20 protein-coding genes are annotated in these 24,661 nt (G+C 62.9%); 4 read left to right on the plus strand and 16 right to left on the minus strand.

Annotated features, from left to right (window positions below; genetic code table 11):
- Positions 1-10: 10 nt before the first annotated feature.
- The 10 genes from tolQ to PY254_RS16655 all read right to left on the minus strand — a co-directional run bounded on the left by tolQ (position 11) and on the right by PY254_RS16655 (position 9,378).
- Positions 11-697: a protein TolQ gene (gene tolQ, locus PY254_RS16610; RefSeq protein WP_281013162.1), complete on the minus strand. Its 687-nt coding sequence runs from the start codon at positions 695-697 to the stop codon at positions 11-13.
- 48 nt (positions 698-745) lie between these two features.
- Positions 746-1,168 carry a tol-pal system-associated acyl-CoA thioesterase gene (gene ybgC, locus PY254_RS16615; RefSeq protein ID WP_281013163.1) on the minus strand — a complete coding sequence of 141 codons (423 nt, stop codon included), beginning with the start codon at positions 1,166-1,168 and terminating at the stop codon, positions 746-748.
- The gene (gene ruvB, locus PY254_RS16620) at positions 1,161-2,210 is read right to left on the minus strand and encodes a Holliday junction branch migration DNA helicase RuvB (protein WP_281013164.1); all 1,050 of its coding nucleotides are present in this window, start codon (positions 2,208-2,210) and stop codon (positions 1,161-1,163) included. Before ruvB ends, ybgC begins: the two co-directional genes overlap by 8 nt.
- Before the next feature lie 213 nt (positions 2,211-2,423).
- Complete coding sequence (locus tag PY254_RS16625) at positions 2,424-4,355, minus strand: potassium transporter Kup (protein ID WP_281013165.1); 1,932 nt, start codon at positions 4,353-4,355, stop codon at positions 2,424-2,426.
- Between the two features lie 15 nt (positions 4,356-4,370).
- A complete protein-coding gene (gene ruvA / locus PY254_RS16630; RefSeq protein ID WP_281013166.1) occupies positions 4,371-4,967 on the minus strand; it encodes a Holliday junction branch migration protein RuvA in 597 nt (198 codons plus the stop codon).
- A complete protein-coding gene (ruvC, locus tag PY254_RS16635) occupies positions 4,964-5,485 on the minus strand; it encodes a crossover junction endodeoxyribonuclease RuvC (protein ID WP_281013167.1) in 522 nt (173 codons plus the stop codon). The genes ruvA and ruvC overlap by 4 nt, the downstream gene beginning before the upstream one ends.
- A gap of 35 nt (positions 5,486-5,520) precedes the next feature.
- The gene (locus PY254_RS16640) at positions 5,521-6,255 is read right to left on the minus strand and encodes a YebC/PmpR family DNA-binding transcriptional regulator (protein WP_281013168.1); all 735 of its coding nucleotides are present in this window, start codon (positions 6,253-6,255) and stop codon (positions 5,521-5,523) included.
- An 84-nt stretch (positions 6,256-6,339) separates the two neighbouring features.
- On the minus strand, positions 6,340-6,984 hold the full coding sequence (locus tag PY254_RS16645) for an esterase/lipase family protein (protein WP_281013169.1): 645 nt from the start codon (positions 6,982-6,984) through the stop codon (positions 6,340-6,342).
- A gap of 118 nt (positions 6,985-7,102) precedes the next feature.
- The gene (gene aspS / locus PY254_RS16650; RefSeq protein ID WP_281013171.1) at positions 7,103-8,872 is read right to left on the minus strand and encodes an aspartate--tRNA ligase; all 1,770 of its coding nucleotides are present in this window, start codon (positions 8,870-8,872) and stop codon (positions 7,103-7,105) included.
- Between the two features lie 179 nt (positions 8,873-9,051).
- Positions 9,052-9,378: an FmdB family zinc ribbon protein gene (locus PY254_RS16655; RefSeq protein ID WP_281013172.1), complete on the minus strand. Its 327-nt coding sequence runs from the start codon at positions 9,376-9,378 to the stop codon at positions 9,052-9,054.
- Between the two features lie 310 nt (positions 9,379-9,688).
- On the opposite strand from PY254_RS16655, the gene PY254_RS16660 reads away from it, so the two are divergent.
- Both PY254_RS16660 and PY254_RS16665 read left to right on the plus strand, forming a co-directional pair.
- On the plus strand, positions 9,689-12,130 hold the full coding sequence (locus tag PY254_RS16660) for a TonB-dependent receptor plug domain-containing protein (RefSeq protein ID WP_281013173.1): 2,442 nt from the start codon (positions 9,689-9,691) through the stop codon (positions 12,128-12,130).
- A gap of 366 nt (positions 12,131-12,496) precedes the next feature.
- Positions 12,497-13,228: a CsgG/HfaB family protein gene (locus PY254_RS16665; RefSeq protein ID WP_281013174.1), complete on the plus strand. Its 732-nt coding sequence runs from the start codon at positions 12,497-12,499 to the stop codon at positions 13,226-13,228.
- Positions 13,229-13,300: 72 nt separating this feature from the next.
- On the opposite strand, the gene clpB is transcribed toward PY254_RS16665, so the two are convergent.
- From clpB to rluD, 3 genes are all read right to left on the minus strand, one after another.
- Entirely contained in the window at positions 13,301-15,898 is a 2,598-nt protein-coding gene (gene clpB, locus PY254_RS16670; protein ID WP_281013175.1) for an ATP-dependent chaperone ClpB, read from the minus strand.
- A gap of 125 nt (positions 15,899-16,023) precedes the next feature.
- Complete coding sequence (pgeF, locus tag PY254_RS16675) at positions 16,024-16,779, minus strand: peptidoglycan editing factor PgeF (protein ID WP_281013176.1); 756 nt, start codon at positions 16,777-16,779, stop codon at positions 16,024-16,026.
- Positions 16,780-16,847: 68 nt separating this feature from the next.
- Positions 16,848-17,822 carry a 23S rRNA pseudouridine(1911/1915/1917) synthase RluD gene (rluD, locus tag PY254_RS16680; protein ID WP_281013177.1) on the minus strand — a complete coding sequence of 325 codons (975 nt, stop codon included), beginning with the start codon at positions 17,820-17,822 and terminating at the stop codon, positions 16,848-16,850.
- 104 nt (positions 17,823-17,926) lie between these two features.
- On the opposite strand from rluD, the gene PY254_RS16685 reads away from it, so the two are divergent.
- Positions 17,927-18,757 (plus strand): outer membrane protein assembly factor BamD, encoded by an 831-nt coding sequence (locus PY254_RS16685; RefSeq protein ID WP_281013178.1) that lies wholly within the window; start codon positions 17,927-17,929, stop codon positions 18,755-18,757.
- A 170-nt stretch (positions 18,758-18,927) separates the two neighbouring features.
- On the opposite strand, the gene PY254_RS16690 is transcribed toward PY254_RS16685, so the two are convergent.
- The 3 genes from PY254_RS16690 to sucC form a co-directional block, all read right to left on the minus strand.
- The gene (locus PY254_RS16690; RefSeq protein ID WP_281013179.1) at positions 18,928-20,559 is read right to left on the minus strand and encodes an NAD+ synthase; all 1,632 of its coding nucleotides are present in this window, start codon (positions 20,557-20,559) and stop codon (positions 18,928-18,930) included.
- A gap of 87 nt (positions 20,560-20,646) precedes the next feature.
- Positions 20,647-21,519: a succinate--CoA ligase subunit alpha gene (gene sucD / locus PY254_RS16695; protein ID WP_281013180.1), complete on the minus strand. Its 873-nt coding sequence runs from the start codon at positions 21,517-21,519 to the stop codon at positions 20,647-20,649.
- A gap of 11 nt (positions 21,520-21,530) precedes the next feature.
- A complete protein-coding gene (gene sucC / locus PY254_RS16700) occupies positions 21,531-22,820 on the minus strand; it encodes an ADP-forming succinate--CoA ligase subunit beta (RefSeq protein ID WP_281013181.1) in 1,290 nt (429 codons plus the stop codon).
- Positions 22,821-22,993: 173 nt separating this feature from the next.
- On the opposite strand from sucC, the gene PY254_RS16705 reads away from it, so the two are divergent.
- Positions 22,994-24,643 (plus strand): sensor histidine kinase, encoded by a 1,650-nt coding sequence (locus PY254_RS16705; protein WP_281013182.1) that lies wholly within the window; start codon positions 22,994-22,996, stop codon positions 24,641-24,643.
- Positions 24,644-24,661 lie beyond the last annotated feature (18 nt).

The raw sequence follows: 24,661 nt of genomic DNA on the forward strand, positions 1-24,661 counted from the left end.
TGTTCTCCGCTCAGGCGACGTCGTCGGACTGGATCTGTCGCTGCAGCACGGAGGAGAATTCTTCCTGGAATACGTCGTAGCGCGAGGCGATCCGTTCGACCTTGGTGGCGTAGCGGTTGTAAGCCCATTGCGCCGGGATCGCTGCGAACAGACCCATCGCGGTGGCGATCAGTGCTTCGGAAATGTGCGGTGCAACCACGGCGATGGTGACGTCCTTCATCTCGCCCAAGCCCTGGAACGCACCCATGATTCCCCACACGGTACCGAACAGACCGACGTACGGGCTGATCGAACCGACGTTGGCGAGGAACTCCAGATTACGTTCGAGCGAGCCGATCTCGCGTGTGCCGGCGACCTGCATGGCGCGCTCGGAACCTTCGATCACGCTGCGCGTATCGTGGGTCTTGCGCTGGCGCTGGCGGGCGAATTCGCGAAAGCCCGACTCGAAGATGTTCTCGATACCGCCGGTGCCGCCCTGACGGTTGCTGACCTCGCGAAACAACTGGGCCAGATCACCGCCTGACCAGAAGCGCTCCTCGAACTCCTCGGCATTCTCCACCGCGGCCTTCGTCTGCGCATATTTGCGCACGATGATGACCCACGACATGAAGGAGAACGCCAGCAATACCAGCAGCACCAGCTTCACCGGCAGGCTCGAATCCGCGATCAGCGAGAAAATGTTCAGTCCACCGTTCATTGCTTGCAGGTACTCCGCCGGTTCGGCTTGGTTGTTCTTGAGGTGCGATTACAAAATTAGGTCGGACGGAATCAGATCAGGCGGAATCGGTGCCGGTCGCATGCGTTGAAGGTCGACGCAAGCCACCCGCACACTCGCTCGGATCAGGCAACTGCCGTCCGCTTTCGTGATCGTCTGGGCAAACAGGATACTGGCAGCGCGGCGTTCTTTGACGTCGACCGTTACCAGCAGTTCATCATCCAGCAGGGCTGGCTTGAGAAAGTCGATGTGCATGTCGCGCACCATGAAGGCCAGACCCGTCGCCTGTTTGTACGCCATCTGGTCCACGCCAAGCGCGCGCATCCACTCACTGCGGGCGCGCTCCATGAAGCGCAGGTAGCCGGCGTGATAGACCACGCCGCCGGCATCGGTGTCTTCCCAGTAGACCCGGACCTTCCAGCTGAAGGGCAGCTTCGCGGCCGGCTCAGACATCAGTGGCACCCGCATCGAACAGGTCGGCCGCCTGTGCCTGGCGCGGTGGCGGCGTCAGCCCCAGGTGCCGCCAGCCCTTGGCGCTGACCATGCGGCCACGGGCTGTGCGCACCAGATAACCCTGCTGGATCAGATACGGCTCGACCACGTCTTCCAGCGTGCCGCGGTCTTCGCTCAGCGCAGCAGCCAGCGACTCGACGCCCACCGGGCCGCCGTCGAAATTCTCGATGATCAAGCTGAGCAGGCGCCGGTCCAGCTCGTCGAAACCCTGCGGATCGATCTTCAACATGTCCAGCGCGGCCTGCGCGACGGCCAGCGTGATCTCGCCGTCGGCACGCACTTCGGCGTAGTCACGTACGCGCCGTAACAGGCGGTTCGCAATACGCGGCGTACCGCGCGAGCGGCGGGCGATTTCCTGCGCGCCTTCCGGCGCACACGCGATGTTGAGGATCTTCGCCGCGCGGCGCACGATCGCGGTGAGCTCGTCGGTGGTATAGAACTCCAGTCGCTGCACGATGCCGAAGCGGTCACGCAGCGGCGCGGTGAGCATGCCGGCGCGAGTGGTCGCACCGATCAGGGTAAACGGTGGCAAGTCGAGCTTGATCGAGCGGGCGGCCGGGCCTTCGCCGATCATGATGTCGATCTGGAAGTCTTCCATCGCCGGATACAGCACTTCCTCGACCACCGGCGACAGCCGATGGATCTCGTCGACGAACAACACGTCGTTTGCCTCGAGATTAGTCAGCAGTGCGGCCAGATCACCGGCTCGTTCCAGCACCGGGCCGGAGGTGGAGCGCAGGTTGACGCCCAACTCGTTCGCAATCACATGGCTCAACGTGGTCTTGCCCAGACCCGGCGGCCCGAAGATCAGCACGTGATCCAGTGCGCCACCGCGCTTCTTCGCCGCCTCGATATAGATCGACAACTGCTCGCGCACGGCTTGCTGACCGAGATACTCGGCCAGGCGCTTCGGGCGGATGGTGGCTTCCAGCGCCTCGTCGTCGAGCTGGGCGGCGGCGGTGATGATGCGGGCTTCGGTCATGCGGGGATTATGGCGGTTTGTGCTCGTGCGTGGGGCAGAGATCAAAGGCAGGAGCCGTCATATCCATCAACCAAAGAAGTGCTTTCCGGCACTTCTTTGACTCGCCATGGTGGGGCTGCGCCCGACCATGGCTCCACGGACCCATTGCCTACGCGATAAGCCGGCGTGCGATCCATCCGTGGATCGCGGTGGAGATCTGATTCGCTGCGCGAATCAGATCTCCACCTGCGCGCCCAGCTCGATCAGCCGGTTGCCGGGAATCTGGAAGAACGCGGTGGCCGGCAAGGCATTGCGCGACATGAAAGCGAACAATTTGTCGCGCCACAACGCCATACCCGGACGCCGCGCCGCGGCCACGATGCTCTCACGGGACAGGAAGAACGTGGTATCCATCATGTCGAAGGCGAGGCCTGCCCGCGAACACGCGGACAATGCCTGCGGAATGTTCGGGTCCTCGGCGAAGCCGAAGTGCAATTCAAGCGCGTAAAAGTCGTCGCTTCCAGGTGACAGCGCAGTGAGCTGCATGCGCTCGTCCGCCTCAGCCACCGGCGTTTCCAGAATGCCTACGTTGAGCAGCACGTTGCGCTCGTGCAGCACCTTGTTGTGTTTCAGGTTGTGCAGCAACGCGTGCGGCACGGCGTTGAGATTGGCGGTAAGAAACACCGCCGTACCCGGCACCCGCAACGGCGGATGCGCTGCCATGTTCTCGATGAACGGCGTCAGCGCCAGACCACCTTGCTTGATCTCGCGCACCACCAGCTCGCGGCCGCGGCGCCAGGTGGTCATCACGGCGAACATCAGCAAGCCCAGCACCAGCGGGAACCAGCCACCCTGCAGGATCTTCAGCGTGTTGGCGCCGAAGTAGCTGAGGTCGATGGTCAGCAGTGCCAGACCTAGCACGATCACCAGCACACGACTCCACTGCCACATGCGCCGAGCCACGATCATCACCAGAATCGTATCGATCGCCATGGTGCCGGTCACCGCAATGCCGTAGGCACCGGCCAGCGCGTTGGACGACTGGAAACCGACCACGGTGGCGATCACCGCCACCATCAGCAGGCGATTTACCCACGGCAGGAAGATCTGCCCGATCGCCTCGCGCGAGGTATGCACCACTTCCATGCGCGGCAGGAAGCCCAACTGAATCGCCTGACGGGTCACCGTGAACGCACCGGAGATCACTGCCTGCGAAGCAATCACGGTGGACAGCGTGGCCAGTCCAATCATCGGATACAGCGCCCAGTCCGGCACCGAGTGATAGAACGGGTTGGCGATGGCCTCCGGATGCACCAGCAGCAAGCCGCCCTGGCCGTAATAGTTGAGCAGCAGTGCCGGCATCACGAAGAAAAACCAGGCAGCGCGGATCGGCACGCGGCCAAAGTGACCCATATCGGTGTACAGCGCTTCGGCACCGGTCACGCACAACACCACCGAACCCAGTGCCAGGATCGAGGTTTTGCCGTGAGTCATGAAGAACTGCACTGCATGCCACGGGTTCAGCGCATGCAACACGCCTGGCGCCTGGATGATATTCCACACGCCAATGGCACCCAGCGCCAGGAACCACAGCACCATCACCGGACCGAAAATTGCGCCGACTTTCGCGGTGCCGTGGCGCTGCAACCAGAACAGGCCCAACAGCACCGTCACCGTGATCGGCACCACCCAGTGCGACAGCGCCGGCGCTGCCACCTGCAAACCTTCGACTGCCGACAGCACCGAGATTGACGGCGTGATGACGCCGTCGCCAAAGAACAGCGCCGCACCCAACAATGCCATGAACATCACCGCACGACGCATCGCCACCGACTTGCCGCTGGCGCGCTGGGCCAGCGTCATCAAGGCCATGATGCCGCCCTCCCCACGGTTGTCTGCACGCATGACCAGACTGACGTATTTCACCGCCACCACCATGATCAGTGACCAGGTGATCAGCGACAGGATGCCCAGCACCGTGCTCGGCTGCGGATGCAAACCGTGTTCGGGCAGAAAAGTCTCGTGCATGGTGTACAGCGGGCTGGTGCCGATATCACCGAACACCACGCCAATCGCCCCGAGAATCAGCGCCGACTTGGCGCCATGCACATGGGCGGTATCGCCATTGGCCGATGGCTGGCCTGTATTGTCAGTTGCTGTATTCATTGAAATCCTGGCGAACTAGCTGCCCAGAGCGGCGCGCAGCGCCTTGCGGATGATGGCTTCGGCCGTATCGCCGTCTGCCGCTACTTTCTGTACCAGGCGACTGACTTCGACGGGCTTGTAGCCCAGTTGTTGCAATGCCACGGCGGCTTCGCCCGATGCGTCGAGCGGCGCACCTGCACGTTGTGGCGAAATGCCAGGCACACCGGCCATGCCGTCGAGCCGGTCGCGCAATTCCACCACGATGCGCTCCGCGGTCTTCTTGCCAATGCCGGGGATCTTGGTCAACGCCACCACGTCACCGGCCAGGACCAGCCGCGCGAAGTGATCGGTCGAGACACCCGACAAAACGGCCAGCGCGATTTTTCCGCCGATCCCGCTGACCTTGAGCAGGTTGCGGAACAGGCTGCGCTCGGCCTCGTGCAGGAAGCCGTATAGCGTGACGCCATCTTCCTTCACTGCATGATGGATCAACAAGATGACTTCCTTGCCCAGGCCAGGCAAGTCGTAAATGGTCGACATCGGCGCCTCGACCTCGTAGCCGATGCCGCCCACTTCGACCAGCAGCGATGGTGGCTGTTTGCCGATCAACGTACCGCGCAGACGTCCAATCACCGGCGCCGCCTCCACGCCGTGCGCGGAATGCCGACGCGAACCAGGCTGGCGCGGGTGTGCGCATGGGTGACGGCAATCGCCAACGCGTCAGCGGCATCGGCCTGCAGCGGACCCTTCAGGCCCAGCAGAATGCCGATCATGTGCTGCACCTGGGCCTTGTCGCCGCGACCACTGCCGACCACGGACTGCTTTACTTCGGTTGCCGCGTATTCGTGCACCACGATCCCCTGACTGACCACTGCGCAAATGGCGGCGCCGCGCGCCTGGCCCAGCTTCAATGCCGAATCGGGATTGCGCGCCATGAATACACGCTCGATCCCGCACTCGGCCGGCTGGTGCGTGGCGATGATGTCACACAGTTCGTCAAAGATGCGTTTGAGGCGCAACGGGAACGTGGCCTCACCCGCCACGACCAGCGCGCCATGGAAAACGTGGACCAACTTGCCCGTGTCATCCACATCGATGATGCCCACGCCGGTGCGTTGGCTGCCCGGGTCGATACCGATGATGCGTGTCATGACTGCAGATAAAACGAAGGCGCGCAGCCTTCGATTTATCCGGCAACCTCGGTCGGCAGCAAGGCGTTGTGCGAAACCTCGCTGACGTCGTCCAGCGAATCCAGCTTCTCAAGCAGGTCCATCAGCTGTTCCAGCGCTTCTTCCGGCACTTCGACGCGATTGTTGGGACGCATCACCACGCCGGCGTGCAAGGCGCTCAAACCGGCGTCGATCAAGGCCTGCTGCACGGCTTCGAAATTCTCCGGAGCGCACAGCACGGTGCTTTCGCCATGCTCGTTGACCACGTCATCGGCGCCGGCTTCCAGCGCCGCTTCCAGCACTTTCTCCTCGGCCGCCGCATCACCACCGGTAGCAAACGCCAACTCGCCGCAACGAGTGAACTGGAACGCCACCGAACCAGAGGTGCCCAGGTTGCCGCCGTGCTTGGCCAGCGCATAGCGCACGTCGGCCACGGTACGGGTGGGATTGTCGGTGAAGCTTTCAATGATCAACGCGGTACCGGCCGGGCCGTAGCCCTCGTAGCGCAGCTCCTGCATGTCGGCGCCGCCGTCGACGCCCGAGCCGCGCTTGACCGCGCGATCGATGGTGTCGCGGGTCATGTTCGCCGACAAGGCCTTGTCGATCGCTGCGCGCAGCCGCGGGTTGCCGCCAGGGTCTGCCACTCCGGCGCGGGTCGCGACGGTGATTTCGCGGATCAGCTTGGTGAACACCTTGGCGCGTTTGGCGTCTTCGGCGTTCTTGCGACCTTCGATGGACGGACCTCTACCCATGACAATTCCTGCATGACGGCGGTTGGACAAGCGGTGAATTTTACCTGAATTCGGCGTTTGTGCCGGATTGCCAGGTGCGGCGTCTCAACGCGGGGTAGGCGTGAAATGCCCGCTATGCAGGAACTCGGCGGCCAACCGCGCCACTTCGGGCGAGAACAGCAGGCCGGTGTGATTGGTTTCAACCACGCAATGATCGGCAAGTCCTGGCAGGCGGGTTTCATCGACCGCCACCGTGCCATCGTTGTCACCGTCGAAGTTGCCCAGCATGGCGCCCAGCCCCAGCGAAGTACGGCCGGCGATCATGCCCACCTCGCGCGAACCATCCCAGCGTTCAAGCCCCTGCTCCAGCAGTTCGCGGTTGTGTCCCAGCAACACCTCACCGCCGCGTCCCCAGGCGGCGAAACTGCGTGCCGCCGCGCTGCCACGCAGCGGTGAGCCGAGACAGACGATGCGACCAGACGGCAAGCTGGTCGCGTCATGGCAGGCGCGCAAGGCCAGCAGACCGCCCAGGCTGTGACCCACCAGATGCACAGCCTCGGCATCTGCCTCACCAAGCAACCCGGCCATGCGGCCGTGCAGCCGATCCAGAATGCGCTGCTCGGTGCCAGCCACGCTGAGATAGTCGAATCGATGCACGCGGAAGCCAGCTTCCATCAGCCGCCGATGCAGCATGGACAACGCGAAACCACGCATCCACAGGCCGTGCAGCAGGATCACATGGTCAGACATACGAGAACCCGATCCAGAGCGACGCGGAGAATACCGCGGCGGCGTTGAAATGCATTGACGGTGATACTACGGCGATCGCAGGCAGTTGACCGATCGGTCAGAGAAAATAGGCGAGCGATCAGCTGCGGGCCACTTCGCCAACGACCTGCACGTGCAACTCCTTCAATTGCGGTGCGCCAATCGGCGACGGCGCGTCGGTCATCAAGTCTTGTGCGCTGGTGGTCTTGGGGAACGCGATCACGTCGCGGATCGATTCAGTTCCCGCCATCAATGCGGCAATACGATCAATGCCGAAAGCCAGCCCACCATGCGGCGGCGCGCCGAATTTCAGTGCCTTGAGCAGGAAGCCAAATTTCGCTTCCGCCTCGGCAGCACCGATGCCGAGCAGCTCGAACACCGCGCTCTGCATGTCCGGCCGATGGATACGGATCGAACCGCCGCCGATCTCGTTGCCGTTCAAGACCATGTCATAGCCGCGGCTGACGGCGGTGGCGGCATGGCTCTTCAGGTCGGCGATATCGTCGATCTTCGGCGCCGTGAACGGATGGTGCAGGGCCACGTAGCGTTGATCTTCGGCATCGTATTCGAACATCGGGAAGTCGGTGACCCACAGCGGCTTCCAGCTGTCTTCAACGAGGCCGCGGTCCTTGGCCACCTTCAGGCGCACCGCGCCCATGAAGTCGGTGACGGTTTTCCATGCGCCCGCGCCAAACAGAACGATGTCGCCCGTTTGTGCGCCGACCGCTTTCAGCACGCCTTCCAGCGCCGCGTCGTCGAGGAACTTCGCCACCGGCGAACTGATCCCGTCGCGACCCTTGCCCAGATCCTCGACCTTCAGCCAGGCCAGACCCTTCGCGCCGTAGCGCGAGGCGTACTCGGTCAACACGTCGATGTCCTTGCGTGACAACGCACTGCCACCGGGCACGCGCAAAGCAGCAACGCGACCGGCCGGATCGTTGGCCGGTTCGGCAAATACCTTGAACTCGATGTGCTTGAGCGCATCGGCCACGTCGACCAGCTCCAGCGCGATGCGCAAGTCCGGTTTGTCCGAACCGAACCGACGCATCGCCTCGGCCCAGGTCATCCGTGGGAACGCGGCATCCAGCTCCACACCCTGCACTTCGCGGAACACGTGGCGGATCAACTCCTCCACGAAATCCTGCACATCTTTTTCCTCGACGAAGGCGAACTCGAGGTCGAGCTGAGTGAATTCGGGCTGACGATCCGCGCGCAGATCTTCGTCACGGAAGCAGCGAGCGATCTGATAGTAGCGATCGAAGCCGGCCATCATCAGGATCTGCTTGAACAGCTGCGGCGACTGCGGCAGTGCGTAGAACTGGCCCGGGTGCACGCGACTGGGCACCAGGTAATCGCGGGCGCCTTCCGGCGTGGCCTTGGTCAGGATCGGCGTTTCGATATCCTGGAAACCGCGATCGTCCAGATAACGACGCAGCGTCTGCACCAGCTTGATCCGCTTGCGCATCATCGCCTGCATTTCCGGGCGGCGCAGATCGAGGTAGCGATAGGTCATCCGCATGTCTTCGTTCGGGTTCTCATGCAACGCGAACGGTAGGTCCTTCGCGGCGTTGAGAATCTCCACGGTCTCGGCCAGCAACTCGACCGTGCCGGTCTTCAGCTTGTCATTGACTGCGATACGCTGACGCACGCTACCTGTGACACGCAGGCAGTACTCGTTGCCGATTTCGTTGGCGACCGCAAAGCCCTCAGCGTTGTCGCGCTCGATCACCACCTGCGCCAGACCTTCATGGTCACGCAGGTCGACAAACGCGACATGCGCCTGCAGACGAATCTTGTTGACCCACCCGCACAGGGTGACGGATTGGCCGATCAGCGACTCATCAATGAGGCCGCAAAAATGCGTGCGCATGCGTTGGAACTCCGGCGTCGCCACGGCGGCGACTTCAGGCTGGGGAAAAGACCGCCAAGTTTACCACCGCCATGAGCCCTCGCGAGCCGCCAGCATGCCATTGCGGGTGACCCGAAGCCATTCTCACGCTGTTATCAGCCATCCCATCCAGCAGAATGAGGCCCACGGCAACCAGCCGCTCAGTCGCTGCTGCCGGCTGAGCCACTGGCGGCGGGCCCCGGACTGGCTGTAGCCGCCGGCGCCGGCGCGGCGGCGGCCGGCGCGGCGGCAGTGGATTTGGCTTCCGCCCCACCACCGTCCACCAGGTTGCGCTTCTTGTCGCCTTCCTTCTTGAAATCCGTCTCGTACCAGCCGCTGCCAGCCAGCCGGAACGATGGTGCACTGACCCGGCGACGCAGGCTGGCCGTAGCGCACGCAGGGCAGACCTCGGGGTCGGCATCGGACAACCGCTGCAAGTGGTCGAAGCGGTGACCGCATTGGCTGCATTCAAATTCGTATATGGGCATGAAGACTCCGCAAGATCGTGCAGGCACACGGGCCGGCAACTCACCATTATCGTTGCGGATCGGCGAATTTCAACGTACCAAGGGTGACATGGTCATGCGGACCAAGCAGTAGTAGCCTGCAAAGGATCGACAGTGACTGACTCCCTCGTCCGGGGCACCGCGTGCGATATCACATCCCCACGGCAGTTCACATGCAAACTATTGCATATGCATATGGACGTCTATACGCCCATATAACTATTGACGAGAGACCGACAGGCCTCTAGTCTTTGGTTGCTGCAACGCAACATTCGATCATTCGGAGAGTCCCATGACCAAGCGTTTTCACCCGATCCTTTCGGCGAGCCTTCCGGCAGCCATTCTGCTGGCCCTAGCCGGCAACGTCGCCGCGCAGGAAGCCCAGACGGCGACGCCCGCCAAGGCACGCGACCTCAGCGCAGTGATTGTCACCGGCACGCGCGCCGATAACCGCACGGAGAGCAGCTCGCTGACCCCGATCGATGTGGTATCGGCCAAGGTTCTGCAGCAAACCGGCACCAGCGAGTTGTCCACGGCGCTGGCGCGCATCATCCCTTCACTGACCTTCCCGCGCCCCTCGGCAGCAGACACGGCTGATTCGCAGCGGCCCGCGCAGCTGCGCGGCCTGTCGCCGGACCAGGTACTGGTATTGGTTGACGGCAAGCGCTGGCACCCGGGCGCCATCATCGTGACCAACGGCGTGCTAGGTCGCGGCTCACAAGCGGTGGATCTCAACACCATTCCGATGTCGGCCATTGACCATATCGAAGTGCTGCGTGACGGCGCATCGGCTCAGTACGGTTCCGACGCCATCGCTGGCGTGATCAACGTGGTGCTGAAAAAGGGCGCGACCGGCGGCGGCGTCGAACTGAGTGGCGGCCAGTACTCCGCCGGCGACGGCCAGATCTGGCAGGGCTCGGCCAATTTCGGCATCCCGCTGAATAACGACAAGGGCTGGCTGCGCTTCAGCCTGCAGGAAGGTAACCAGAACATCACCAACCGCGCCGGTGTGGATCGTCGACGGCCGCAGGACGGCGTGCGCCAGCGCTTCGGCGACCCGGCGGTACGCGACCACAATTTGTTCCTCAACAGCCAATACGATCTTTCGCCGGACGTGCAGCTGTATGCGTTCGGCCATTATGGCAATCGCAAGAGCACATCAACGGCGTTCTTCCGCAGCGTAGACAACGGCAATTCGGCACCGACCATCTATCCCGATGGTTACCTGCCGTTGGAGAACGCCGACTCAACCGATCAGTCGATGGTGCTGGGTCTGCGCGGCAAGACCGGCAGTGGCTGGCGCTGGGACATCAGCGGCAACTACGGCCAGAACCGGGTTTCCTACGCCACCCAGAACAGCGTGAACCGGGCATTGTTGAATGACACCGGCGTCAGCCCGACCCGTTTCCACGACGGCATTCTCAAAGCCAGCCAGCAATCGTTCGACATCGACATTGCCAAGGAGCTTTCGGTCGGCTGGCTGCCGAACCCAGTCACCCTGGCGTTCGGCACGGAATACTTGCGCCAGAGCTACGCCATCGCGGCAGGCGATCCGGCTTCGTACTACGTGGGCACATCCGGCGTATCCGGCGGTGCCCAGGGCTTCGGCGGCTTCCAGCCTGCGGACGCGGGAACCCACGCCAGGCACAACGTTTCCGAATACCTGAGCCTGGAAACCAACCTCACCGACCGCCTCGGCACCTCGCTGGCCGTACGCCACGAAGACTATTCGGACTTCGGCACCACCACGTCCGGCTCGCTGGCCGGTCGTTTCGACTTCACCGATCGGTTTGCGCTGCGCGCAAGTGCGTCCACCGGGTTCCGCGCACCGTCGCTGGCGCAGCAGTTCTATGCCTACACGCAGTCGCTTTACTTCGGTCCGGGCAATGCGCCCGGCGGAGTGCCGGGAATCTACAACGCGGGCCTGGTCAGTGCCACCAGCCCAGTGGGCTTGTTGCTGGGCGGACAACCATTGAAGCCCGAGAAGTCGCGCAACTACACGGTCGGCATGGTGTGGAATCCAATCGACCCGCTCAACGTCAGCATCGACGTTTATCAGATCACGCTGAGTGACCGCATCACTCTCTCCAGCAACCTGAAAATCAACGACGCTGCCATTCAGACCTACCTGGCGAACAACGGCATCACCAACACCAACTACAGCAGCGTCGCCTATTTCACCAATGCGGTGAACACCCGCACGCGCGGCGTCGACCTGGTCACCAGCTACCTGTTCGACCTGGGCAACTCCGGCACGCTGCAGACCACGCTGAGCTACAACTACAACAAGAACAAGGTCATCGACGTCAAGGCGAACCCGGCGGTGCTGGATTCGCTGGGCTTGAACCTCAAGCGCATCGACCGGCGCGACCAATATGGCCTGCTGGCCGACACCACACCGCGCAGCAAGCTGATCCTCAACGGGCTCTACAGCGCAGGCAATTGGAGCACCACCGGCACGCTGACCCGTTATGACAAATTTACCGCCTACAACTCCGGCAACCCGGCGCTTGACCAGACTTACGGCAGCAAATGGCTGTTCGACCTGGCGGTGAACTACAACGTCAACCGCTGGACCTTCAGCGTGGGGGCCGATAACGTCTTCAACGCCTACCCGGACAAGGCATCTGCCGCGCTGAACAACGACAACAACGGCACGTTCCCCTACTCGGTGTTTTCGCCATTCGGCTTCAACGGATCGTACATCTACGGCAAGGTGGCCTACCGCTGGTAGGCTTTGCCACCATGAAACGACAGAGCCCCGGCCCACACCGGGGCTCTGTCGTTTTGGCCACTGACGGATTTCCCTGACAGGGGTCGTCGCCCCTACCTACAGCCGGCCGGCCACCCGCTCTGGATAATTGCCCCGCACGGCGCGGCGACCCGGAAAGCGTCGCACCCGTTCACAGGCCACTTGACAAGGCGAATCCCGCGCGACCAGCATCCGGCGTGATCGCGTCATGGCCAACCATCGGCGACACCTGCCTACCGGAATCATGGGGAACCGGGAACGCTGCCTGAAGTCGCGCAGGCTCCGCGTTAGCGGCAGCCGTTGCCACCGTTCGAAACAGCATTACGCCACTTATCTGGAGGGGACTTCATGAAACTCGGAAACCGTACAAGCCTGCTCGGCGCAGCGCTGGCACTTGCATTGACAATCGGCGGTGCCGCGTTGGCCCGCGAAGCGCCCACCATGACCGTCGCCGTGATCGACTTCACCAACCAGACCAGTTCCGCCAACTGGTGGAATGGCGACGTCGGCAACCAGCTTGCCGACGTGCTCAGCAATGAACTGAGCGCCACCGGTGACTTCAAGGTCGTCGAACGGCAGAAAATCGATGCCGTGCTGGCCGAACAGGATCTGGCTGCCTCCTCGCGCATGCGGCCCGGCAGCACGCCGCACACAGGCAACGTCACCGGCGCCCAGTATCTGGTCACTGGCAGCGTCGCGGCCTACACCGAAGACACTTCCAACACAGGCGGCGGAGTCAACATCGCCGGCTTCCGTGTCGGTGGCGGCAAGTCCGAGGCGTATATCGCAATCGACCTGCGTGTGATCGATGCGGAGACTTCCGAGGTGGTGTATTCGCGCACCGTCGAAGGCCACAGCTCCAGCGGTGGCGTCAACCTGCGCGGCTTCGTCAGCGGCGTGGGCGGTGATTTCGCGCACAACAAAAAGACCCCGGCCAGCAAGGCGGTACGCGCTGCGCTGATCGAGGCGAGCGACTATCTGGATTGCGTGATGGTCAAACGGGATGGTTGCGAAGCCAACTACCAAAAGAAGGAACAGCATCGCCGCGACAACGACAAGAAGGTGCTCGACCTCGACTGATGTCGCACATCGTCTGACGCAAGAGGCCATCCGACAGCGGATGGCCTCTTGCGTTTGCGAGGTGCGAGAAGCTCAGGCCTTGTCGAACGCCAGCTGTCCACCGGCGATGGACACCCTGACCGTATCGCCCGCCTGGAAGCGCCCTTCCAGAAGCTGCCTGGCCAGCGGATTCTCCAGCTGTTGCTGGATCGCCCGTTTCAGCGGTCGCGCACCGTAGACCGGGTCGAAACCGACATTGCCCAGCAACGTCAGCGCATCGTCACTTACTTCGAGTTTCAACTGGCGCTCAGCCAGCCGCTTCTCGAGGTACGCCAGCTGGATGCGGGCAATAGCGCGGATCTGTGCCTTGTCCAGCGGTCGGAACACGACCAGTTCGTCCAGCCGATTGATGAATTCGGGCCGGAAGTGCGCCTGCACCACGCCCATCACCGAGGCCTTCATCTGGGTGTATTGCTCTTCCTCATCGCGGCCCTCGCTGTTCTCGGCCGCATCCTGGATCATCTGCGAACCTAGATTCGAGGTCATCACGATCACGGTGTTGCGAAAGTCGACCGTGCGCCCCTGACCATCGGTGAGACGGCCATCGTCGAGCACCTGCAGCAGGATGTTGAACACGTCCGGGTGCGCCTTTTCCACCTCGTCCAGCAGGATCACGCTGTAGGGACGACGGCGTACCGCTTCGGTCAGGTAGCCGCCCTCCTCGTAGCCCACGTAACCCGGCGGTGCACCGACCAGTCGGCTCACCGAGTGCTTCTCCATGAACTCGCTCATGTCGATGCGCACCATCGCGTCGGTCGTATCGAACATGAACTCGGCCAGCGCCTTGCACAGCTCGGTCTTGCCCACGCCGGTGGGACCGAGGAACAGGAACGAACCGTTCGGGCGGTTCGGATCGGACAAGCCGGCGCGTGAGCGACGAATCGCATCGGATACCGCATGCACCGCCTCGTCCTGGCCAACCACCCGTTGATGCAGCGCGTCCTCCATCTTCAGCAGCTTGTCGCGTTCGCCCTCAAGCATCTTGCTGACCGGAATGCCGGTCCAGCGCGCGACCACTTCGGCAATTTCCTCGGCGGTAACGCGGGTCTGCACCAGTTTGAAATCCTGCGTCTCGGCCGCCTGTGCCGCTGCCAACTGCTTTTCCAGCGCCGGCAATTTGCCATACTGGATCTCGCTCATTCGGGCGTAATCCTGCGTGCGCTGGGCGGCCTCCAGCTCCTGGTGCGCCTGTTCGATCTGTTCCTTGACCCGGGTGGTGCCTTGCAACGCGGCCTTCTCGGATTTCCAGATTTCGTTGAGGTCGGAAAACTCACGCTCCAGCTTGTCGATATCGGATTCCAGATCAGCCAGGCGCTGCTTCGATTCGCTGTCTTTTTCCTTCTTCAGCATCTCGCGCTGAATCTTCAGCTGAATCAGCCGGCGCTCAAGACGATCCAGTTCTTCCGGCTTGGAATCGATTTCCATGCGGATGCGCGAGGCGGCCTCGTCCATCAGGTCGATGGCCTTGTCCGGCAGCTGGCGGTCGGCGATATAGCGGTTTGACAGCGTGGCCGCAGCGACGATGGCGGGGTCGGTGATTTCCACCCCATGGTGCAGCGCGTAACGCTCCTTCAGCCCGCGCAGGATCGCAATGGTGTCTTCCACCGTTGGCTCACCCACGAAAACTTTCTGGAAACGGCGCTCCAGCGCAGCGTCCTTCTCGATGTATTTGCGGTACTCGTCCAGCGTGGTAGCGCCGATGCAATGCAGCTCGCCACGGGCCAGTGCGGGTTTGAGCATGTTGCCCGCATCCATCGCGCCTTCACCCTTGCCGGCGCCGACCATCGTGTGCAGCTCGTCGATGAACAAGATCACCCGACCTTCCTGCTTGGACAGGTCACTCAGCACGGCTTTCAGCCGCTCCTCGAATTCACCACGAAATTTCGCACCGGCAATCAGCGCGCCCATGTCCAGCGCCAGCACGCGACGGTCGCGCAAACCTTCGGGTACTTCGCCCTTGATGATGCGTTGGGCCAAGCCTTCGACAATCGCGGTCTTGCCCACGCCAGGCTCACCGATCAACACCGGATTGTTCTTGGTACGCCGCTGCAGCACCTGGATGGTGCGGCGAATTTCCTCATCGCGACCGATCACCGGATCAAGCTTGTTGCGCTCGGCGCGCTCAGTCAGGTCGATGCAGTATTTCTCCAGCGCCTGGCGCTGCTCCTCGGCATTTTCGCTCTGCACTTTCTCACCGCCACGCAGCTTTTCAATCGCCGCTTCAAGGTTCGGTTTATTTGCACCGGCCGCCTTCAATGCCGCGCCCAGTTCACCCTTGTCATCCAGCGCCGCCAGCACAAACAACTCGCTGGCAATGAACTGATCGCCGCGCTGCTGTGCCAGTTTGTCGGTAAGGTTGAGCAGGCGGTTCAGATCATTGCCAAGATTGATATTGCCTTCCTGCCCGCTGACCTTGGGCAGCGCATCCAGCAGGCTGGCGACGCGCTGACGCAGCGCCGGCACATTCACGTGTGCCTGGGTCAGCAAGGGCGCGGTCGAGCCGCCTTGCTGATCGAGTAGCGCCATCATCACATGCACGGGTTCAAGCATGTTGTTATCGCGACCCACGGCCAGCGATTGCGCGTCGGCCAGCGCCTGCTGGAAACGCGAAGTAAGTTTGTCCATCCGCATCGAATGATCCTCGCAGGAGGTAGAGAAGCGGGCGGAGATGTCCGCCACTGCCAGCTAGATGCGGCTGCGCGGTCGATGATTCAAGCAAGAAAGCCCGATGACGAAACGTCGCATCCCCGCCTGGGTCAGCCGTTGTCCAACCAGATCAGGCTGGCGAAACGGCCACTGCGAGTGCCTTCGCGGCGATAGGAATAAAAGCGGGTATCGGTATGCGTATCGAAGCCACCACCATGGATTCGCGCAACGCCGGCGGCAACAAGCCGCTGTCGGGCCAGCCCGGCCAGGTCGCACAGCCAGTGCCCCGGGCGCGTCCCCACGAAGCATCCCGCCGCCGCTGCATCATGCGCCACGAAGGCCGCACGCACCTCTGTGCCCACCTCGTACGACGCGCCTCCGATGCACGGCCCCAGCCATGCCAGCACGCGCGATGGCGCGGTGATCATCTGGGCCAACGTCGCTTCCAGCACACCACCGGCCAGGCCACGCCAGCCGGCGTGCGCCGCTCCGATCTCGCCGCCATCTTCGCTGCAGAACAGCACCGGCAGGCAATCGGCAGTGAGGATCGAGAGCACCGTGCCCGGAAGATGTGAAACCGCTGCATCTGCCTGCGGCTCATTCGGACTGGGCAGCGGGCCAAGCTCGGCGACCTCGCTGCCATGTACCTGGTGCAGCCAGCGCGGCTCCGCCGGCAGCCGCAACGACTGCAGCAAGGCACCGCGATTGGCGATCACCGCGTCTACCGCATCACCGCTGCGCAGGCCCAGATTGAATCGGTCAAACGGCGCCGCCGAAACCCCGGGACCAAGCCGTGTGGTGATCGCCGCGTGCACCTGCGCGGGCGCAGGCCAGTCGGGAAAAATCCAGCTTTCGCTTTCGGTCATGGGGCCGGCGTCGGACATCGTCAGCCACAGAGCATCGCACACTCGTGACCACCGACGCCTACCGTGCCTCAGTAATGGTCCGTCCCGTGTTCTGCCAGGTCCGCACGCAGGGCTTCGATCAGTTCGCGTTGATCCGCCGGACGCTCGGCTTCGAACGACAGTGCCTCACCGGTCGCCGGATGCACGAACGCCAACTTCTCCGCATGCAACGCCTGCCGCCGAAATCCGCGCAAGGTGCCGGCCAGGGCTTCACTCGCGCCCCGAGGCAGTTTCAAGCCGCCGCCGTAAAGCGGGTCACCGATCAGTGCATGACCGATGTGGGTCAGATGTACGCGAATCTGGTGGGTGCGACCGGTTTCCAACTGACACTGCAGCAAGCTGTGGGCACGGAAGCGCTCGCGCAGGCGGTAGTGGGTGACCGCCCGCTTGCCGTCCTCCTCGTCACGCACGGCTTGGCGCAGACGATCGCCCATGCTGCGTCCAATCGGCTCGTCGACCGTGCCGCCAGCCACCATGGTGCCGAGCACCACGGCCTCGTATTGACGCTCCACCTCGTGACGAGACAGCAGATCGACCAACCCGGTGTAGGTCGGCAGCGTTTTGGCCACCACCATCAGGCCGGAAGTGTCCTTGTCCAGCCGATGCACGATGCCCGCGCGGGGCAGCTCGGCCAGCTTCGGATCGTGGTGCAGCAGCCCGTTGAGCAGGGTGCCCACCGGGTTACCGGCGCCGGGATGCACCACGAGTCCGGCCGGCTTGTTCAGCACCAGCAGGTGCTCGTCTTCGTAAACGATGACCAGATCCATCGCCTCGGGCGCGCTGGATACCTCGTTTTCCAGCTCCACCTCCAGCTTGATGTGCTCGCCGCCACGCAGCAACTGCCGCGCCGCAACCTTGGCACCGTCCAGGGTCACCGCACCGGACTTGATCCAGCCGCTGAGCCGCGAACGCGAGTAGTCGGGGAACATCTCGGCCAACGACTGGTCGAACCTGCGTCCTGCTGCGGTCAGCGGGACCTGTGCCTCGTGCCGGATCGTGGTCATGCCGGCATCCGCGGGCGGTGGTCGGTTTCGGCTATCATGCCTGTTCGCTCAAACATCTGAATTCCTTCTTTATGCGCCCAACAATCGACTCGCCGAAGCTGCCGATGTCCAAAATAACTGTCATGAAAGTGCTGTTGCTGCTGGTGGCTGCGGTATCGATGAGTGCCTGCGCGATGTTCAAGTCGAAAGACAGCATCGACACCATGCCACTGCAAGCGCTCTACAACCACGCGCATACCTCACTGGAAAACGCCGACTACGCTGCCGCCACCAAGGCTTATCAGCGTCTGATTGCCCGTTTCCCGTCGGGCGAATACAACGAACAGGCCCAGCTTGACCTGGCCTATTCGCAGTACAAGGACAACGAGCCCGATGATGCCTTGTCCACCGTGAACCGCTTCATCAAGACCTTCCCGGCCAACAAACATGTTGATTATGCCTATTACCTGCGCGGGCTGATCAATTTTGATCGCACCGGCAGCGTGATCGAGCGGCTGATTCCCGGTTCGGACAAGGATACCCGTCGCGACCAGGGCTACAACCTGCAGTCGTTCGACGACTTCTCCGAACTGTCACGTCGCTTCCCGGACAGCGCCTACACCGCCGACGCTCGCCAGCGGATGATCTATCTGCGTAACGTGCTGGCGCAGTACGAGATCAACGTGGCCGAGTTCTACCTGCGCAACAAGGCCTTCATTGCCGCCGCAGATCGTTCGCAGTACGTGATCGAGCACTACCAGCAGTCGCCACAGACCGGCGATGCGCTGGCGATCCTGACCCGCAGCTACCTGGCACTTGATCAAAAGAATCTGGCTGACCAGAGCCGTCAGGTGTTGGCACTGAATTATCCGAACCATCCGTATCTCACCGATGCGAAGTGGCCGCATCCGCCATCGACAGTGCGCAAGATGGTGCCGTTCTCGGGCCATCATTAAGCGAGTCGGGTGAAGTGCTGATAGAAAAGGCCGGCATGATTGCCGGCCTTTTTTGTGGGAGTTTCACGGACAGGGAGTCTTACGCGCCGCTTTTTCATCACATCACCGTAGCCGGCGAAGAGCCGGCGGGCCGCGCCGACCCTATGACACGTCGCAGGCTCTGGACAACTTCAGTGCCAGCCCGAGGTAATCGGATAACGGCGTTCGCGACCGAATGCGCGCGTGGTGACACGCGGTCCCGGCGCAGATTGTCGGCGCTTGAACTCATTCAACAACACCAGCCGCACGACCCGACGCACGGTTTCGGTGGCAAAGCCCTGCGCCACGATTTCCGCCTGCGACTGCTCGCCTTCGATGAAGTGTTCGAGGATCGCGTCCAGTTCGTCGTAGGGCGGCAGCGAGTCCTGGTCAACCTGGTTATCGCGCAGCTCGGCGGAAGGCGGCCGATCGATCACCGCCGACGGAATCATCTCGCCGTCACCGATTGCCGCCGACTGCGCATTGCGCCAGCGTGACAAGCGATACACCACGCTCTTGTAGACATCCTTCAGCGGCGCATACGCACCGCACATGTCGCCATACAAGGTGGCGTAGCCCACCGCCATCTCGCTCTTGTTGCCGGTGGCCAGCAACAGGCGACCGTGCTTGTTGCTGAGCGCCATCAGCATCACCCCGCGGGTGCGCGACTGCAGGTTTTCCTCGGTGGTGTCGGCGGGCTTGCCGGCAAACGCCGGCGTCAACGCGTCGACAAAGGACTGATAGGTCGCCTCGATGTCGATCACGTGATAGTCCACGCCCAATTGTTCGGCTTGCGCACGGGCACCATCCAGCGACAATTGCGAGGTGTACCGCGTGGGCATCATCACGGCAGTGACGCGATCGGCACCCAGCGCATCGACGGCCAAGGCCAGCGTCAACGCCGAATCGATGCCGCCGGACAGCCCCAGCAGCACACCGCCAAAACGGTTCTTGTCGATGTAGTCCCGGGTGCCACGCACCAGTGCGGCATACAACGTCGCCTCCAGTGATGGCTCACTGCGAACCGGCCATGCCTGGGCCGCGAGCGTGCGCGTTGCCGGATCGAACTCGGCCCACAACAAGGTATCGACGAAAGCAGGAGCGACAGCAACGATGCTGCCGTCACCATCAACCAGGATGGAACTGCCGTCGTAAACCACTTCATCCTGACCACCAACCAGGTTCAGGTAGACAATCGCGCAACCGGTTTCGCGCGCCCGCGCCTGCAGCTCAGCTTCACGTTCCGCCTGTTTGCGCTCATCCCAGGGCGAGGCGTTGATCACCAGCAACAACTCGGCGCCGGCGGCTGCAGCCTGTGCCGCCGGCTCCGCGCGCCAGACATCCTCGCAAATCAGCAGGCCAATGGTGACACCGTCGATCACCGTGGTGACCGTTGCATGACCGGGCCTAAAGTAGCGCTTGTCGTCGAATACCCCATAGTTTGGCAGCGCCTGTTTGTGTGCGGTGCATTCCACCCGACCGTCCCGCAGCAGGCTGGCGGCGTTGAAAACCTCGCCCTCGCTGTGTGGATGGCCAACCAGTGCGGCGATGCCTTGCGTCGCCGCCGCCAGCGTCGCCAGTTCGCTGGCGCAGGCGGCCAGAAAGCTCGGCCGCAGCAGCAGGTCTTCCGGCGGATAGCCGCTCAAGGTCAGCTCGGGAAAGGCCACCAGCGCGGCGCCACCGTCACGCGCCTGCGCGATCAAGTCGCCGACCCTGGCAGCATTCGCTGCCACCGCACCGACCGCAAAATCGTATTGGGCCAGCGCCAAACGCAGCTTTGCCATGAACCAGAACTCCAGAAATGACGAAGGCCGCGACGAATCGCGGCCTTCGTATTTTACGGTACCAGCGTGCCGACTTGCGTCAGCGAATTACTTCATCAGCTTGGCGAGGGCCTTGCCCAGATCGGCCGGCGACTTCACCGTGGTGACGCCCGCCTTCTCCAGCGCAGCGAACTTCGCCGCCGCCGTGCCCTTGCCGCCGGAGATGATCGCACCGGCATGGCCCATGCGCTTGCCGGCCGGAGCCGAAGCACCGGCGATGAACGACACCACCGGCTTGGTCACGTATTCGCCGATGAATTCGGCCGCGTCTTCCTCGGCCGAACCACCGATCTCGCCAACCATGATGATGCCTTCGGTCTGCGGATCGTCCTGGAACAGCTTCAGGCAGTCGATGAAGTTCAGGCCGTTGATCGGATCGCCGCCGATACCGATCACCGTGCTCTGGCCGAGGCCTTCGTTGGTGGTCTGGAACACGGCCTCATAGGTCAGCGTGCCGGAGCGCGAAACCACGCCGACCTTGCCCTTCTGGTGGATGTGACCGGGCATGATGCCGATCTTGCATTCGCCGGGGGTGATGATGCCCGGGCAGTTCGGCCCGATCAGCACGATTTCCGGATGCTGCATCAGCACGTTCTTCACGCGCAGCATGTCGAGCACCGGAATGCCTTCGGTGATCGCCACGATGACCTTGATGCCGGCATCGATCGCTTCGAGGATCGAGTCGGCCGCGAACGGCGGCGGCACGAAGATGACGGACGCATCGGCGCCGGTTTCCAGCACGGCTTCATCGACCGAGTTGAACACGGGCAGGCCGATGTGCTCGGAACCGCCCTTGCCCGGCGTCACGCCGCCGACGATCAGGGTGCCGTAATCGAGGCACTGCTGTGCATGGAAGGTGCCCTGCTGGCCGGTGAAACCCTGCACCAACACCTTGGTGTTCTTGTTGACCAAAACGCTCATTCGATTACTCCTCAGGCCTTCGCGGCAGCCACGGCTTTCTGGGCCGCGTCGTTGAGATCATCCGCCGGCGTGATCGCCAGACCGGAATTGGCCAGCAGTTCGCGGCCCTGATCGACATTGGTGCCCTGCAGGCGCACCACCACGGGAATGGTCAGGCCCACTTCCTTGACCGCGGCGATGATGCCCTCGGCGATCATGTCGCAACGCACGATGCCGCCAAAGATGTTGACCAGGATGCAGTTGACCTTGTCCGAGGAGGTGATCAGCTTGAACGCCTCGGTCACCCGCTCCTTGGTCGCGCCACCGCCCACGTCGAGGAAGTTGGCCGGCTCACCGCCCGCCAGCTTGATCACGTCCATGGTGGCCATCGCCAGGCCGGCACCGTTGACCATGCAGCCGATATTGCCGTCCATCGTCACGTAGTTGAGATTGCTCTGCTGCGCGGCGGCTTCGGCCGCGTCTTCCTGGCTGAGGTCGCGCATGGCGGCCAGATCCGGGTGACGGTATTCGGCGTTGTCGTCGGAATTGACCTTGCCATCCAGCGCGGCGAGGTTGCCGTCTTCCAGCACGGCCAGCGGATTCAGCTCGACCAGCGCCAGATCCTTCTCGTTGAACAGCTTGTACAAGCCCAGCATGATCTTGGTCAGCTGATTGACCTGCTTGCCATTGAGGTCCATGGCAAAGCCGAGCTGACGGCACTGGTACGGCTGCAGGCCTTCGACGAAGTCGACCACGATGGTGTGGATGTCTTCGGGCGTATCCTTGGCGACCTGCTCGATGTCCACGCCGCCGTGCTTGGAAGCGATGAACGAAACCGCTTTGGAATCGCGGTCGACCAGGATCGACAGATACAGCTCACGGGCGATGTCGGTGGCATCGGTCACCAGCACCAGGTTGACCGGCAGCGCGCGGCCGGCGGACTGGTAGGTTTCCATGTTGGTGCCGAGCATGGCCTTGGCCGCCGCACGCACGTCGTCGAAGCTGCGGCAGAACTTGACGCCGCCGGACTTGCCGCGACCGCCGGCATGGATCTGCGCCTTGACCATCCACTGCGTGCCACCGAGTGCCTTGGCGGCATCGACAGCGGCATCGGGGGAGTTGGCAACCTTGCCCGGCGGAACGGCGATGCCGTACTGCGCGAACAGTTCTTTGGCCTGGTATTCGTGGAAATTCATTCGATACCTCGAGCGAACGGAAAAACGATGGCGGCCGCACGCGTTGAACCATGCGTGGGTCAGGGAGGTCGGACGGCGGAGAAGAGCGCTGCTGAAAGCAGTGCCCCAGCCAGATGAAACCGGCATACCGCGCCATGCGGCCGCCTATTTTCGCGGAAGCGGGCGCCGATGGAAAGGGCCGACCGCCGAAAACGTCCACACGGGCCGTTCCCATGCGCTTTCGCGAGCATCCTCCATGGGGTCACAGCGCGCAGTGGCCCGTCTATACTGACCCGGAACCGCCAGGGAGTAGTCCACACGTGACCAGTACCACCCCCTTCGTCGCCGCACCTGTGAACACGCCGACGATTCGTCACGAGCTGTCCTTTCTGAACGGGTTCCGGGTGGTCCAGGCGCTGGTCTACGCCGGCCTGGCCTTCAGCCCGCCTGGCTTGCGCTGGCCATCGCTGGCCGAGCCGGATCTTGCCCATGGCATGGTCGGGCTTTATGTCGCGTTTGCCCTGGTCATGTTGCTGCTCAACCGGCGCAGCATGCCGCACGCCCTCGGCGTGGTGGCCGCCGCGCTGGTGGTGGACATTGGCGCAGCCGTGCTCGCCATCGCGGTCATGCATGACGCGCGCATCGGGATCGCCATGATGCTGGCGGTCAATCTCAGCGCAGGCGCGCTGATTCTGCCGCTGCGGTTGTCCAGTTTCTTTGCCGCGCTGGCCACGCTGGGCATCCTGGCGCATACCCTGCTGGGTGCCAAGTCGACTGACCCTGCCGACCGGGACCTGCTGGAAGCCGGTCTGTTTGGCCTGGCGTATTTCGCCACCACCACCTTGTGCAACGTGTTGGGTCGGCAATTACGCGCCACCGAGGCACTGGCCGAACAGCGCAGCACCGATCTGGCCAATCTGGCCCAGGTCAACGAACTGATCATTCGCCGCATGAAGACCGGCGTGCTGTTGGTGGACGATGCCAACCGCATCCACCAGATCAACGAATCGGCATGGATGCTGATGGGCAACCCCGGCGCCGACCAGCGCGACCTGGGCCAGCTGGCGCCGGAACTGTCGCGCCGGCTGTATCACTGGATGACCTCGGGCAAGCTGGACGAAACCGCCACCCAGCTCGCCGACGGCGTGCCCGAGGTGGTACCGCGCTTCACCCGGCTGGCGCCGAACGACGATTCGCACGTGCTGATCTTTCTGGACGACACTTCGCTGCTGTCGCGCCGCGCCGAGGAGCTCACGCTGACCTCGCTTGGCCGCCTGTCCGCCTCGATCGCCCACGAAATTCGCAATCCGCTGGCGGCAATCCGCTACTCGGCGCAGCTGCTCGCCGAATCCAAAAGCATGGACGCGACTGACCAACGCATGGTCGAGATCATCAACAACCACGGCATCCGACTGAACGAAATCATCGAGAACATCCTGCAGTTGTCGCGGCGCGAGCGCTCCCGGCCAGAGACACTGGATCTGGGCGACTGGGCCCAGGGCTTCGTCGAGGAATACGTGCAAGGCAATGATCTGGGCGCCGATTCGCTGCGCGCGATCTCCAGCAGCACCGTACAAGTCGCTGCCGTGGCCGACCCACAACAGTTGCAGCAAGTGGTCTGGAATCTGGTGCAGAACGCGCTGCGTTACGGCCGTCTGCCGGGCGAACCGGCACGGGTGATGTTGGTGACCCGGCTGGGCGAGCACGGCGTGCCGATCATGGAAGTGATCGACCGCGGCCCCGGCATCGCACCGAAAGTGGCCGCACAGATCTTCGAACCGTTCTACACCACCCACGAATACGGCACCGGGCTGGGGCTTTATCTGGCCCGGCAAATGAGTGATGCCAACCAGGCTGCGCTGGAATATGTACGCGTAGCCGGCGGTGGCAGCTGTTTCCGACTCATACTGACGCCACCGGCCCGCAGCCCCGCAGAAACCGGCGATGCCGCACAAGGTGCCACGCGTTGACCTTTTGACTCTGCCTAG

The sequence above is a fragment of the Rhodanobacter sp. AS-Z3 genome (assembly GCF_029224025.1).
GTDB lineage: Bacteria > Pseudomonadota > Gammaproteobacteria > Xanthomonadales > Rhodanobacteraceae > Rhodanobacter.